Genomic DNA, 14,556 nt, shown 5'->3' on the forward strand with positions numbered 1-14,556 from the left:
TCATGGGGAGGACATATAACTCATTTCGGAGCAGGAGAGGATTCGGGAATGAACAGCCCCAGTCGGGTCATCGGTTTCGTCAACGCAGGTCATTTCATCGACCATTATTCGATGCTGATCTTCGCCGCCGCTGTCATCATCATGGGCCCGGCGCTCGGCATGGCTTATTCGGAACTTTTGCCCTACGCGACGCCGGGCTTCGTCGCCTTCGGCGCCGGCTCGCTGCTCACCGGCTGGTTGGGCGATCGCTGGAGCCGCCGGCACATGATGCTGATCTTCTTCGTCGGCATCGGCCTTTCGATGATCGCGGTCGGCTTCCTGCAGACCCCCGTGCAGCTCGGCGCCGCGCTGCTTGCGATCGGCATCTTTGCGTCGATCTATCATCCCGTCGGCACCGCCATGATCGTGTCCTACGCCGATCGGCTCGGCCGCGAGATGGGCATCAACGGCGTCTGGGGCAATCTCGGCGTGGCGTCGTCGGCCCTGGTCACCGGCGTGATCGGCCAATATCTCGGCTGGCGTTTTGCGTTCATCGTTCCTGGCGCGGTTACGGTCCTGATCGGCATCGCCTTCGCGCTGACCATCGTACATGAGGACCGCAAGGGCTCGAAGCAAGCGGCGGCGCAGGCGCGGGTGGCCAAACGGGACATGTGGCGCGTGATCCTGGCGCTGCTGATCGTGGTGATCGCGATCTCCACGACCTTCAACGCCGTCACCGTGGCGCTGCCAAAGCTGTTCGCCGAGCGGCTTGCGGACCTGACCAAAAGCCCGGCGCTGCTCGGGGTCATCGCCGCCGGCGTCTACGTGTTCGGCGCGATGACGCAGTACACGATCGGCCGGCTGCTCGACCGCTACTCCCTGAAGACGGTGGCGCTGCCACTTTCCTTCATGCTGGCGCCATTCCTGTATCTGGCCGCGAGCCTGTCCAACCTGCCGCTGATCGTCGTTTCGATCGGCATCGTCATGGGTGCGTTCGGGCAGGTGACGGTCAACGACGCCATGGTCGGCAAATACACCACGGAAGAGTGGCGTTCGCGCGCCTATGCCGTGCGCTATTTCGTCGGTTTCACCGCGGCCGGCGCCTCCGTCGGTCTGGTCGCCTGGCTCTATGAGCGGGGCGGATTCGTCACCATGCTGCACGCCTTCGCCGCCCTCTGCCTGCTCGCCATCGCCGCCGCGCTGATCCTGCCGCGCGAGATCCGCACGCCGCAGGTGGTGTGAGGGAGACTCTCTCCACCGCATTGCGAGAAGCCCTTGCGACGAAGCAATCCAAATTGCCGCCGCGGAAAAATTCTGGATTGCTTCCGCCTTCGCCAAGGCTTCGGCGGACAAGTCGCTGCGCTCGGAATGACGGAGAATGAGGAGGCACCCTCGCCATGCCACCCACGATGCCATTCTGCCAGTGTTTTGCCCGACGGAGCAAGCCGTTTCGGCAAAGCCGAACTTTTTGAAAGTTTTCAACGGCATCCCTACTGTGCATGGGGTTGTTTTCGCGTTTGGCGTTTTTGCCCCCTCCGTCCCGTCGTGCGCGGCAGGAACTCCCGCCGCCTCCCGCGGGTTCTATCCCCGTGGCCCCGACAGCGGGGCCGGGTAAAGGGGAAATGACGCCTGCATGCTGTGGACCTTGCTCCGGCCGGTCGGCCTCGTCCCCGCGGCGCTCATCCTCACCACCATTGCGGCCGGCGCCGAAGCGGGCAAATCGGCCGGCCCGTCCGAATTCCTGCTGGTGGCGCAGATCGTCCTGCTGATCGCGGTGGGTCGCGGCCTCGGCGAGATCATGATGCGCGTCGGCCAACCCTCAGTGATCGGCGAGCTGCTCGCCGGCATCATCCTGGGGCCGTCATTGCTCGGCTGGATTTGGCCCGAGGCGCAAGCCGCGATCTTTCCCAACACGCCCGAGCAGAAGGCGATGATCGCCGGCATCGCCCAGTTCGGCATCCTGCTGCTTTTGCTGCTGACCGGCATGGAAACCGACCTCAAGCTGGTCCGGAAGGTGGGCAGGGCCGCGATCGCGATCTCGATCGCTGGCATCGTCGTGCCGTTCGCCTGCGGCTTCGCACTCGGCGAGTTCCTGCCGGATGCGCTGCTGCCCAATCCGCAGGAGCGCCTGGTGGCGTCGCTGTTCATGGGCACGGCGCTGTCGATCTCCTCGGTGAAGATCGTCGCGGTCGTCGTGCGCGAGATGAACTTCATGCGCCGCAACGTTGGGCAGATCATCGTCGCGACCGCCGTGATCGACGACACCATCGGCTGGATCATCATCGCCGTCATTTTCAGCCTCGCTTCGCAAGGCTCGCTCGACATCGCTTCCGTGACCAAGTCGGTGCTGGGAACGCTCGCCTTCCTCGCGGTCAGCTTCACCATCGGCCGCCGCCTGGTGTTCCAGCTGATCCGCTGGGCCAACGACAATCTCGTCAGCGCGGCCGCGGTCATCTCCGTGATCCTGCTGCTGATGAGCGTCATGGCGATGATCACGCATCTGATCGGCGTCCACACCGTATTAGGTGCCTTCGTCGCCGGCATCCTGGTCGGGGAATCGCCGATCCTGACGCGGCAGATCGACGAGCGCCTGCGCGGGCTGATCTCAAGCTTCTTCATGCCGGTGTTCTTCGGTCTCGCCGGGCTAAGCGCCGATCTCACGGTGCTGCGCGATCCCAACCTCCTGATGCTCACCGGCCTGCTCGTCGTGATCGCCAGCGTCGGCAAGTTCGGTGGCGCGTTCGTCGGCGGCACCGTGGGCGGGTTGAACGGGAGGGAGTCGCTGGCCCTCGCCAGCGGCATGAACGCGCGCGGCTCGACCGAGGTCATCATCGCGACCATTGGCCTGTCGATCGGCGTGCTCAGCCAGAACCTGTTCACGATGATCGTGACGATGGCGATCGTGACCACGATGGCGATGCCGCCGATGCTGCGCGCGGCGCTGGCCAGGCTGCCGATGAGCGCGGAGGAGAAGGAGCGGTTGGAGCGCGAGGAGTTCGAGAGGCGCGGCTTCGTCGCCAATCTCGAACGTCCCTTGCTCGCCGTGGACGAGAGCGTCAACGCCACCTTCGCCGCGCATGTCGCCGGACTGATCGCCGGCATGCGCGGCCTGCCGATCACGGTGCTGCATATCGGCAAGCGCGCCGAGGAACAAGAGAAGGGGCGCGGCGAGGAAGTGAGCCACGAAGCCGTGGTGAAGAAGGCGGCCGAAACCGTCTCCGCCAACAGCGACAACGATGCCGGCAGCGTCGATGTCATCAGCCGCACCAGGCGCGCGGAGCTTGGCGAGACCATTGCCGACGAGGCGCGCAAGGGCTTCGATCTCCTGGTCGTCGGCATCGCCAAGGTCGCCGCCACCAAGGACCGTTTCGATCGCAAGGTCGAGGATATTGCCGCGAAGTTCGAAGGACCGCTTGCGATCGTGGCCGCCAAGGGCAAGCACCTGAAACAGCCGATGCCCGAGGCGCTCAACATCCTCGTTCCCGTGTCCGGCAGCGCCGTCTCCAAGCGCGGTGCCGAGGTCGCCGTGGCGCTGGCGCAGGCCGGCTCAGGTTCTCTTCGGGTGGTCTATGTAGCGACGACGCGCGACAAGGGTGCGCAGCGCGGTAGCTCGCGCGGGTTGAGCCAGGAGACAGGCATCCTCAAGGACACCAGCGATCTCGCCGCCCGCTACGACGTCGACATCACCACGACCCTGCGCGTGAACCGCGCGCCGGAGGCGGCGATTCTGCGCGAGATCGACACCACCGACGTCGACCTCGTCGTCATGGGCGTTGACCGGATCCAGGCCGACCATCTCTCCTTCGGCGGCGTCGCCGATGCAGTGCTGCGACAGTCGAAGGTCTCGGTGCTCCTGGTCTCGAGCGGCGAGGCGCGGCAGGCGCCGGCGGAGCAGGGTTAGGGCTTCACCTCCGCCACCGCCTGCGGCTTCTTCTTCGACGACCGCCAGTTCTCGAAACGCTGCACCACGACGAAGAAGGCCGGCACGAACAGCACCGCAAGGCAGGTCGAGGCCAGCATGCCCGAGAATACCGTGATGCCGATCGACTTGCGCGCGCTGGCGCCGGCGCCGGTGGCGAGCACCAGCGGGACGACGCCGAGGATGAAGGCGAACGAGGTCATCAGGATCGGCCGGAAGCGGGCGCGCGCGGCCTCGATCGCGGATTCGATGATCGGCTTGCCGTCGCGGCCGTGCAGCTCGAGCCCCACCTCGACGATCAGGATGGCGTTCTTGGCCGACAGCGCGATCAGGAGGATCAGGCCGATCTGGCAATAGAGGTTGTTGTCGATCTTGAGGGCGGAGAGGATCAGCATCGGCCCGAGCAGCGACAGCGGCACGGCGAGAATCACCGAGATCGGCGCGTACCAGCTCTCGTACTGGCCGGCGAGCACGAGATAGACCAGCAGCATGGCGAGCCCGAACACCCAGTAGATCTGGTTCGAGACCGCCTTCTCCTGATACGACATCGCGGTCCATTCATAGCCGGTGCCCGGCGGCAACGTCTTGTCCGCGATCTCCTCCATCAGCTTCAGCGATTGGCCCGACGAATAGCCCTGCGCCGGCAGGCCGATCACGGTCGACGACGGATAGAGATTGTAGAGGCTGATCAGCGACGGCCCCGTGGCCGGCGTGATCTTGGCGACGGTGCCGAGCGGGATCATGTCGCCGTTCGAGTTGCGCACCTGCATGTTGGCGATGTCGCGCTCGGTGACGCGGAACGCGGGATCGGCTTGGGTGTAGACCTGGAACACGCGGCCGAACTTGTTGAACTGGTTGACATAGGATGAGCCGAGATAGGTCGACAGCGCCGAGAACACCTGATCCGTGGTGACATGAAGCGTCTGAGTCTTGACGCGGTCGATCTCGACGTTGAATTGCGGCACCGAGGAGCGGAACGAGGACTGCACGCGCTGCAGCGCGCTCTGGCTTTGAGCGTTGGTGACCATCGCGCCGGTGATGGCCTGCAGCTTGGCGAAATCGCTGTTGCCGTCGCGCAGCTCGACCTGCATCGAGAAGCCGGCGGCGTTGCCGATGCCCTGGATCGGCGGCGGCGGCAACACGATGGTGCGCGCCTCCATGATATCAGCGAGCTTGTCGTTCAGGCCAAAGACCAGCGAGCGCAGATCCTCACCGGGCCCTTTACGCGCGTCCCAATCCTTCAGGATGATGTAGGCGACACCGGCATTGGCGAGGCTGGCGCTGTTGTCGAGCGCGGAGATGCCGGCGATGGTGATGACCTGCGCCACGCCGGGCGTGTCCTTGATCAGCCCGCTCGCTTTGTCGAGCACGGCCTGCGTCCGCTCCAGCGCGGCGCCGTCGGGCAGCTGCACCGCGGCGATCAGATAGCCCTGGTCCTCGATCGGCAGGAAGCCGGTCGGCACCCGCGACAGGCCATAGCCGCTGGCGGCGATGATCAGCAGTGCGAACGCGACCGAGATGGTGGCGTGCTTCACGAGGAACGTGATCAGCCTTGTGTAGCCGCGCTCGACGCGGTTGTAGACCGCATTGAAGCCCCGATAGAAGAAATTGCGCTGCTCCGGCGGCACGGCCGGCCGCAGCCACAGCGCGCATTGCGTCGGCTTCAAGGTCGCGGCGTTGATGGCGGAGAGCAGGGCGGTCGCGGCGATCACCAGCGCGAATTGCGAGTAGATGCGCCCGGTCAGTCCGGCGAGGAACGAAGCGGGCAGGAACACCGAGATCAGCACCAGCGTGATGCCGACGATCGGCGCGAACAGCTGGTCCATCGCGCGGATCGCGGCGTCGTGGCCGTTCATGCCCTGTTCGATGTTGTGGGCGGCGCCCTCGACCACGACGATGGCGTCGTCGACCACGATGCCGATCGCGAGCACGATCGCAAACAGCGTCGACATGTTGATGGTGAAGCCGAGTGCCGCCATCGCGGCGAAGGCGCCGATGATGGTGACAGGCACGGTCGTCGCCGGCACCAGCATCGCGCGCCAGTCCTGCAGGAAGATGAGGATCACGACCAGCACCAGCAGGCCGGCCTCGATCAGGGTCATATAGACCTCGTGCACCGAGGCTTCGACGAACTTGGTGGTGTCGAACGGCGTGTCGTACTTGATGCCTTCGGGGAAGCGCTTGGCGAGCTCCGCCATCTTCTTCTCGACGGCCTGCTCGACCTGCAGCGCGTTGGCGCCCGGCGACTGGAACACGCCGATGCCGACCGCGGGCTGCTTGTTGAGCGAGAAGATCTGGCTGTAGGTCTGCGCGCCGAGTTCGACCCAGCCGACGTCGCGCACCCGCGTGACGTCGCCGCTCGTGCCCGTCTTGACGATAATGTTCTCGAACTGGCCGGAATCGTCGAGCCGTCCGTTGACGTTCAGCGTGTACTGGAACGCTTGTCCCGGCGGCGTCGGCGGCGCGCCGACCTGACCGGCGGCGACCTGCTGGCTCTGCTGCTGGATTGCCTGGATCACGTCCTGCGGCACCAGGCCACGCACCTGCAGCTTGTTGGGATCGAGCCAGATCCGCATCGAGTATTGCCCGGCGCCGAATACGGTGACGTTGCCGACGCCGGGCAGGCGCGAGAGCTCGTCGCGGATGTTGATGGTGGCGTAGTTGCTCAAGTAGAGGCTGTCGTACCTCGCATCCGGCGAGGTGAGCGTCACGAACAGCAGGATCGAGGTCGACCGCTTCTGCACGGTGACGCCCTGGTTCTGCACGGCTTGCGGCAATTGCGACAATGCGCTGGAGACGCGGTTCTGCACCAGCACCTGCGCGAAGTTGAGGTCGGTGCCGATCTTGAAGGTCACGGTCAGCGTGTAGGTGCCGTCGGAGCCGCTGTAGGACTGCATGTAGAGCATGTCCTCGACGCCGTTGACCTGCTGCTCGATCGGCAGCGCCACGGTATCGATCACGGTCTTGGCGCTGGCGCCGGGATAGCGCGTGGTGACCTGCACGGTCGGTGGCACCACGTCGGGATATTGCGCGATGGCGAGATTGAACAGCGCGACGCCGCCGATCAGGATCATCAACAGCGCGATGACGTTCGAGAGGACCGGCCGCTCGATGAAGAACTTTGAGATCATGGCTGGCAGCCCCTACTTGCTCGAGGCCTGCGTCTGCTCGATCTTCGTCACCTGCGGGTCGATCTTCTGGCCCGGGATGACGCGCAAGAGCCCCGCGGTCACGACGCGATCCTCTGGCTTCAGGCCGCTCTCGATCACGCGCAGGCCGTTGTCGACCGGGCCGATCTGTACCTTGCGCTGCTCGACGACGTTGTCGCTGTTGACGACGAGGAGATAGCGGCCGCCCTGGTCGCTGCCGAGCGCGGTGTCGGGAACGAGCAGGGCGCTCTTCTCCTGGTCGAAGGGCACGCGGACCCGGACGAAATAGCCAGGCAGCAGCACCCGCTTGTCGTTGGGAACGAGGCCGCGCACGGCCAGCGTGCCGGTCGACTGGTTGAGGGTCGGCGAGACGTAGTCGAGCTTGCCCTCATGAGGGTAGCCGGTATCGGTCTGCAGCCCCACTTGAATCGGGAAGTGCTTCATGTCCGCGGGCGTCAGTCCGCGACGGGTCGCCTCGGCGCGGATGCGCAGCACGTCCTGCTCGTTGACGGTGAAGTTCACATAGATCGGGTCCATCGCCACGATGGTGGCGAGCTGGGTCGGCGAGGAGACGCCGACGAGCTCGCCGATCGAGACCATGTGCGCGCTGACGATGCCGTCGAACGGTGCCGTGACCTTGGTGTAGCCGTAATTGACTTCGGCGAGCTTGGTGTTGGCCTGGGCCTGCTGCAGATTGGCCTGGGCGTTGTCGCGGTTCGAGGTCGAGGTGTCGAGCGTGGCTTGCGAGACCGCCTGGCGCTGCACCAGCTCGGCCTGTCGCTTGTAGTCGGCCTCCGCCTGCCGGAGCGAGGCCTGCGCGCCGACTTCGGCCGCCTGCGCCTGCTCGAGCTTGAGCTTGTAGGTCTCAGGCTCGATCGTGAACAGCTGGGTGCCCTGCTTCACGAATGTGCCGTCCTGATAGTCGATCGTTTGCAGAAAGCCTTGCACGCGCGCGACGAGATCGACGCTCTTGATCGGTGCCGTGTTGCCGGTCGCCTCGATGTAGCGCGTCACCGGACGCTGCACCGGCGTCGCGACGTCGACCTTGGGCGGCGGCGGCGCCACGAACGTGTTCTTGTCCTCGCAGCCGGCGAGCACAGCCAATGCCGCGGTTGCGGCGAGTGCCCGACCGATATGTTTCCTCGCTGCTCCATTGCGTCGTGCGGGAGATGCGGGATTTGCGCGGCTCATTCGGTGGTCCCCGATTGCTGTCTGTCGGTGCGGCAGGCTACCAACAAACGGGCAGTCGTGGAACACCATAGCCATGGCGGTCACGGGTCTTGCACCGAAAACGGCAGTGTGGCCTTTGACAGATTTGTCACGACAAGGCGCTTTGCGAACGATTGGCCCGTCCGCACCTAGAGCTGGCGCGCATGCCACGCCGCGAGCACATCCTTCTCGTCTTCGGCAGTGAGACCGACGACGGGCCCGTTGACGGCGTTGAGCCAATCAAGCGTATCGCGCGCGGTGTCTCCCGGCGGTCGCGAGGTCAATCCGGCCGCGCGTGCCGGCGAGGTATCGCGCGTCAGGAAGCCGGCGTAGTCCGGCAATGGCAGCCACATCGGTAAGGACCGCGGGCCCGCCCAACGCCTGACGTCATGCGCTTCCAGAAAGGCGCGATCGATCCAGGTGAAGGTGCAGGACGCGTTCAGCGCGGAAGCGCATTCGCTCAGGAATCCGCCGCGCGTGCGGATCGGCCCAATCCCGTCATAGATGCCGACGAGACCGCTCTCTGCCGCATGCACGATCCATGGCGCGAGATCGCGCACGTCGATGAACTGGACCGCATCCTCCGGCGATCCCGGCGCCAGCACCTCGCCGCCGCGCGCAAGCCGCGCCGGCCAATAGGCGAACCGTCCGGTCGGGTCCTCGGGGCCTGCGATCAGTCCGGCGCGGCAGATGAAGGCATCATCGCCGACCGCCTGTTCGCAGGCGACCTTGGCTGCGCCGTAGATCGCCTCGGTGCTGTGCTCGATCTCTCCCGCAACAGGCTCGCGCAGCGGCGCGGAGTCGGCGCGTTGCCCCGGGATGCGGTTGTCGGCGTAGACGCTGATCGTCGAGACGAAGGTCCAATGCACGCCCGGCCGCTTCAGCGCGGCGACTGCGCGACGGACCTGGCCGGGATGACGCGAGACATCGACCACGGCGTCGAATGTCTCACCCGCGAGCGGCGCAAGTCCGTCGGCCACGTCGCGGTCGATCCGCAGGAAGCGGGCGCCGGCGGCAATCGGCCCCGCAAGGCCGCGGGCCGCGCAGGTCACGTCATGCCCGCCAGCGGAGGCATGGCTTGCGATCGCCCGGCCGAGAAACTGGCTGCCGCCGAGAACGAGAATGCGCATGAAATGGTCCGTGGGGTCGATGCCACCGCGAGACTACAACCTGCGCTGGCAGTTGCAACCCGCTTTCTCAGCGTGTCCTGATCTCGGCGTATTTCGCCATCGCTTTCTCGAACTTCCGGTTGAACAGCCACATCGCGGCGAAGATTTCGCGATAGCTTGCCGAGGTTTTCGCCCGGTCGGCCCGTCCGAAGGCAAAGATGCTGTTGTTGCGCAGGTATCCCATGATTCTGGGGCTTGACACCCGGTAATTCAGGAGATCGCCCGATTTGAGCGCGGACCGCGTCGGGGTTGGAACGATCTGGATCAGCTGGAAAAGCTTCATCTGGTCGATCGTATCAGGCAGCGTCTTGACGATACCCGGAATCTCGCGGAACAGATCGGAGTGCGCGTTCATCAACCCGTTGCGGACGTTGGTCCAGTGGTTGAAGCGCTGATCGGTGCCGCGGGCACGCGCCTCCTCCTTGTCGTCTCGCGCGCTCAAGCCCGGGTCGATCGCAGCTACGTCGCCCTTGATCTTCTCCCATTTCCGCCGGCCGTTGCGGTCTTCGGAGGGGCCTGTCTGGAAGCTGCCCATATAGGTGTTCGAGCGTGCATTGCGGACATTCTGCTTGCCGTTGGTCTCCGCAAAGAACAGCCCGAGGCTGATCCGCCCGGCAGCTTCGGCGTGTTCGGGAGCGAGGCCCTTGGCGCGCGCAATCGCGACCGCAAGATCGACGACGTCCTCGAACGGCGTCGGCGAGCTCTGCGCGTTGGCAGGCGGCGCCTCCATGAGGTCGAACAGCCTGCCGTATTCCTCGACCAGCGGCTCGATCTCGGCATCGAAATAGGCCGGAGGAATCTCGAACTTGTTCGGCCGGCCGATCCGCGACGGCATGACGTCGGTGAGGTCCTTGTAGCTGCTGATCACAGCGACGCGCGCGAGATAGAGCGCCTGTCCCGGCAGGTTCGGCAGCGGCTCCTTCGCCTCGATCTGGCGCCGCCGCTCAGTGAGGATGGATTTGAAGTCGCCGAGCGCGCGCTCGTAAGCCGCGAGCGCCTCCGATTGCTGTGGCGTCGGCGCCGCCTTTTGCGCAACGGTGGGCACCGCGCCGAAGATGGCAACAGCCGCAAGGGCCGCGGCGGCAAGTCGTCTCGATCCCATGACCGATCCTGTGGCTGGTTCCCGTCGATTCGATGGCCAGCGAGATCGTAGACTCCGGAGGCGAGCTGCCGCAATTCTCCTCTCACGCCGCCCGATAGTCCGGCGCCGTCGCGAGGAATTTGCCGTAAGCATCCGCATCCGGAGGTTGGAAGCGTCCTTTGAGCCCGCCGGTCTTCTGGTTCTTCGCGCCGATATCGGCCATCAGCTCGTCGAAATGGCGGTAGTGATAAGGGGCGACGCAGAGGCCGCCATAGACGCCCGCGGCCGGCCGCTCGACGCGCTTGAAGTGCAGCATCATCTCGATGTTGTCGCGCATCGCCTGTGCCGTCGGCTGGTTCGCGAGCTGGCCGTCGGCATAACGCACCAGCCAGTTCGCCGCGAGGTCGGCGCAGAGCACGGTGCAGAACGAGGAGTTGAAGCCGACGAAGCCGAGCTCGGGCAGATCCGGATTGGCGATCAGGCGATAGAGCCGGTACTGCCCGTCGGCATCGACCAGTTTCTGCCGGTAGGCCTCGGGCAGGAACGGCACGCCGAGCTTGTAGCCGATCGCGAGCACGGCGACGTCGGCGCCCACGCGCTCGCCACCACTCATCACGATGCTGTCGCCCTCATAATGGTCGAACGTGCCGAACACGGCCTTGATGCGGCCGTCGGCGACCATCGGGTAGAAGCCCGGCGTTGCGATGGGCACCGAGCAGTTGACGCCGTCCTCGATGCGCTCCTTCGGCACCATGTTGCAGCGGCCGAGCTTGAGCTGCGCCTTCAACAGGCTCTCCAGCCCGCGCCAATTGGCCCAGACCAGCGGCGCGGCGAGGCGGTGCGCGAGCCGTCCCATCGTGCTGATGCCCCAACCCGGAAACATCTCCTCCTGCGCGCGGATGTAGAGGATGCGCTTGAAGTTCACGAGACCGCCGATGAAATAGGGAATGCGCCAGACCGGCTCACGCATCACGATGGTGACCTCGCGCGCGCCTGACTTCACCGCATTCACGGCGATGTCAGTTGCGGACTTCGAGCCGCCGAGCACGACGACGCGGCGTTCCTTCGCCAGGGTCGGATCGCCGTATTTCGACGAGTGCAGGATCTGGCCGCCCTGCGCCAGAAAGCCGTCCTCGCCGGGGCAATGCAGCTCGCGCGGCTCGTTGAACTGCCCGGTGCAGACCGCAACGAAATCGAAATCCTCGTTCGTGGTCGTGCCGTTCTTGTCCTTCAAGGCGAGCGTCCATCCCCGCCTGCCGTCAGCACGGCGCGCCATGCCGGCGACCTCGGTGTTGAGCCGCAGCATGCGCTCGAGGCCAAAACTCTTGGCATAGTCGGCGAGGTAGGCGTGGACCTGCGGCCCGGTCGGCCATTCCGGATAGGCATCCGGCATGGCACGGTCGGTGTAGCGGTAGAGCTCCTTCGGGCTCTGGGTCTGCACCTCGGGGTAGGAGCGCGCCGGCTCCCAGACGCCGCCGAGATCCGAGCTGCGCTCGACGATCGTGACGCGGTGGCCTCGGGTGGAGAATGCTTTCGCGGCGGCAAGGCCGGAGACGCCGGCGCCGATCACGCAGACATGTTTTGGGCTGACCATGGGTTTGCTCGATGTGTTGCGCGCAAGCGGCCGCGTTCGGCCGCAAGGCGCGGCCGGCCGGACTGCAAGCCGATGGAAGCGGAGGAAGCGGCGACGGCTAGTCGTTGGCCTCGGGCGGCAGGAAGTCGACCTCATGCAGCGCCGAGATGCGCACGACCTCGGCCGGGTCGGTCAGATTGTGCAGCTGGTTGAACAGCGCCTCCAGCTTCTGCATCGGTGAGACCCAGAACAGCGCGCGGCACGGCTTGTCGGACTTGTTGAAATAGCCGTGCGGGATGCCGCGTGGCATGCGCACGAGGTCGCCGGCATTGGCCTTGACCCATTGACCGTCGAGCTTGAGATCGAGCGTGCCTTCCTGCACCAGGATGAACTCGTCCTGGGTCGGATGGATATGCACCGGCACGAACTGGCCGGGATCGCTGTTGGTCTCGAACGCGAAAGTGGAGTCGGTGACGGCCTTGGGGAAATAGACCTGGCCAAGGATGTTCCAGCTCTTGCCGCCGTAGCCTTTCCCGTTCGCGGTGATGCCTTTTTCGAGTGCAGTCATGGCTTGCTCCTCATGGATTCCGGCGGGGACGGAGCATCGTCCGAGGACGGACCGCCTGTCTATCCGCTAAACGAATCCGGATGAACCTATTGCCATGCAGCACGACGAATTTGCGAGCTCCGGCCCTTTTCGCCCCCGCGGAACTATTATAGGCTTAAAGGAATTCCGGGCGCGAAGCATGGTCGACGATGTCCGCAGCCGAGCTGGAAATGAGCGCAACAGCCTCTGCAGCCGAACGGCTTGCGGCCTTCGCCCGCGTCACCACTGATGACGTCGACGAGGCGGCCGAGCAGATCGGGCGCATCTTCTGCCCGCATGAACTCAAGCCGACACAGGCGCGCGCGGCCGGCTTCTCGGCCCGGCACAATTGCGCGGCGTTCGAGGGTTTCTCCATCAACTACGTCGCCTATGGCGGAGCGGTCAGCATCCATCCGGGCTGCCTCGAGCGCTTCTTCCTGGTGCAGGTCCCGCTTGCTGGCAGCGCCCGCATTCGTGCCGGTCGCCGTGAGCTCGATGCGGCCCCGGACCGGATCGCGTCGCTGCTGTCGCCGACAATTCCGACCCGGATGATGTGGAGCGATTGTGCGCAGGCGATCCTGCTGCTCGATCGCCGCATGGTCGAGCAGCGCGCCGCGGCCTTGTCGGGCAGGGCGACCGGGGTGGTCGAGTTCGATCCGGTGATCGAGCTGGATGCGCCGTCCGGGCGGGCCCTGCAGACGAGGCTCGCCGAGCTGATGACACTCGCCGAGCGTCTCGGACCATCAGGCCGGCTGTCGCCGGCCGCAATGGCCGATTGGCGCGAAGCGCTGCTCGATCATCTGCTCAACCGGCAGCGGCATGGCCTGTCGGATGCGATTGAAACTTTCTCAGGACAGGCCGAGCGTTTGCCGCGTGCCCTTCGCGCCGCGCGCGACCACCTTGCCGACCATGCCGGCGAGCCGCTCGACCTCGCGCAGCTCGCCTGCGCCTCCGGCATCGGCATCCGCGCGCTGCAGCTCGGCTTCCGCCGTCACTTCGGCGTGTCGATCTCGCAGATGCTGCTCGACATGCGCCTCGCCGGCCTCAATGCGCGCCTCGCGCAAGCCGCACCCGATGTTTCCATCACCGAGATGGCCTTCGATCTCGGCTTCACCCATCTCGGCCGCATGGCCGGCGCCTACCGCGAGAAATTCGGCGAGACGCCGTCAGCCACGCTGCGGCGAAGGATGAGCTAGATCCGTCTCGCCAGACCTTGATGCCGGACTCAACCCGCCGGCGAGTCGGTCTGGCGCAGCGTCGTCACCCAGATCACGCGCGCCACCTGCTGGGTCGGGTTGTCGAACATGTGCGGCACGATGCTCGGAAAACGAAAGCTGTCGCCGGCTTCCAGCACATGGGCCTGGTTGTCGAGCCACAGCCGCAGGCTGCCCGAGAGGATGTAGCCCGCCTTCTCGCCGGTGTGCTGCAGGAAGTCGGTGCCGGAGGAGGCGCCGGGATTGAGCGTGAGCTCGTAGAGCTCGAGCTGGCCATTGCCTTCCGGCGTCAGCGCTTCCTTGACGACGCCGCTGGCGGTGAGCCGCAGCAGCCGCCTGGCGTTCTTGCGCACGGTGTAGCGCGGCGCTTCGGCAGGATCGCTGCTCTCGAAGAAATAGGAGATGGGAACGTCGAGCGCGATTGAGAGCAGGCGCAGCGTGCGGATCGACGGCATCGCGCGCGCACGTTCGAGCTGGCTGATCATGCCGGTCGACAGGCCGGTCTTGTTGGCGACGTCCTGGATCGAGAGGCCGGCGCGCTGACGCAGCAGCCGCACTGTTTCACCCAGGCGCTGGTCGACCGCATCTTCGGCCTCGGTCGTCGGAGCGTCCTTCAGACTGTTCGTGTCGCCGCGACCATCCATGTCGCTCTCCCATGCATCATCTCAGCGTCGGGG

The 14,556-nt window shown here is 65.5% G+C and carries 10 protein-coding genes; 3 read left to right on the forward strand and 7 right to left on the reverse strand.

The window, feature by feature from the left end:
- Nucleotides 1–48: 48 nt before the first annotated feature.
- Both I6F09_RS21895 and I6F09_RS21900 read left to right on the forward strand, forming a co-directional pair.
- Nucleotides 49–1,221, forward strand: coding sequence for an MFS transporter (locus tag I6F09_RS21895; RefSeq protein ID WP_225189018.1), 1,173 nt, complete (start codon nucleotides 49–51; stop codon nucleotides 1,219–1,221).
- A 391-nt stretch (nucleotides 1,222–1,612) separates the two neighbouring features.
- Entirely contained in the window at nucleotides 1,613–3,880 is a 2,268-nt protein-coding gene (locus tag I6F09_RS21900; protein WP_225189019.1) for a cation:proton antiporter, read from the forward strand.
- On the opposite strand, the gene I6F09_RS21905 is transcribed toward I6F09_RS21900, so the two are convergent.
- From I6F09_RS21905 to I6F09_RS21930, 6 genes are all read right to left on the reverse strand, one after another.
- Nucleotides 3,877–7,029 (reverse strand): multidrug efflux RND transporter permease subunit, encoded by a 3,153-nt coding sequence (locus I6F09_RS21905; RefSeq protein ID WP_225142238.1) that lies wholly within the window; start codon nucleotides 7,027–7,029, stop codon nucleotides 3,877–3,879. The genes I6F09_RS21900 and I6F09_RS21905 overlap by 4 nt on opposite strands.
- Nucleotides 7,030–7,041: 12 nt before the next feature.
- Nucleotides 7,042–8,238, reverse strand: a complete 1,197-nt coding sequence (locus I6F09_RS21910; RefSeq protein ID WP_057026060.1) for an efflux RND transporter periplasmic adaptor subunit — start codon at nucleotides 8,236–8,238, stop codon at nucleotides 7,042–7,044.
- Between the two features lie 167 nt (nucleotides 8,239–8,405).
- Nucleotides 8,406–9,386 carry an NAD-dependent epimerase/dehydratase family protein gene (locus I6F09_RS21915; protein WP_225189020.1) on the reverse strand — a complete coding sequence of 327 codons (981 nt, stop codon included), beginning with the start codon at nucleotides 9,384–9,386 and terminating at the stop codon, nucleotides 8,406–8,408.
- Nucleotides 9,387–9,453: 67 nt separating this feature from the next.
- Nucleotides 9,454–10,527 carry a hypothetical protein gene (locus tag I6F09_RS21920; RefSeq protein ID WP_225142243.1) on the reverse strand — a complete coding sequence of 358 codons (1,074 nt, stop codon included), beginning with the start codon at nucleotides 10,525–10,527 and terminating at the stop codon, nucleotides 9,454–9,456.
- 82 nt (nucleotides 10,528–10,609) lie between these two features.
- Nucleotides 10,610–12,100 carry an NAD(P)/FAD-dependent oxidoreductase gene (locus I6F09_RS21925; protein ID WP_225189021.1) on the reverse strand — a complete coding sequence of 497 codons (1,491 nt, stop codon included), beginning with the start codon at nucleotides 12,098–12,100 and terminating at the stop codon, nucleotides 10,610–10,612.
- A gap of 97 nt (nucleotides 12,101–12,197) precedes the next feature.
- The gene (locus I6F09_RS21930; protein WP_036027225.1) at nucleotides 12,198–12,647 is read right to left on the reverse strand and encodes a cupin domain-containing protein; all 450 of its coding nucleotides are present in this window, start codon (nucleotides 12,645–12,647) and stop codon (nucleotides 12,198–12,200) included.
- A 188-nt stretch (nucleotides 12,648–12,835) separates the two neighbouring features.
- Here I6F09_RS21930 and I6F09_RS21935 point away from each other — a divergent pair, with 188 nt between their 5' ends.
- On the forward strand, nucleotides 12,836–13,861 hold the full coding sequence (locus I6F09_RS21935) for an AraC family transcriptional regulator (RefSeq protein ID WP_225189022.1): 1,026 nt from the start codon (nucleotides 12,836–12,838) through the stop codon (nucleotides 13,859–13,861).
- A 29-nt stretch (nucleotides 13,862–13,890) separates the two neighbouring features.
- On the opposite strand, the gene I6F09_RS21940 is transcribed toward I6F09_RS21935, so the two are convergent.
- Complete coding sequence (locus I6F09_RS21940) at nucleotides 13,891–14,523, reverse strand: cupin domain-containing protein (RefSeq protein ID WP_225142245.1); 633 nt, start codon at nucleotides 14,521–14,523, stop codon at nucleotides 13,891–13,893.
- Nucleotides 14,524–14,556: the final 33 nt, after the last annotated feature.

This window comes from Bradyrhizobium sp. IC3195 (assembly GCF_020193585.1).
GTDB lineage: Bacteria > Pseudomonadota > Alphaproteobacteria > Rhizobiales > Xanthobacteraceae > Bradyrhizobium > Bradyrhizobium yuanmingense.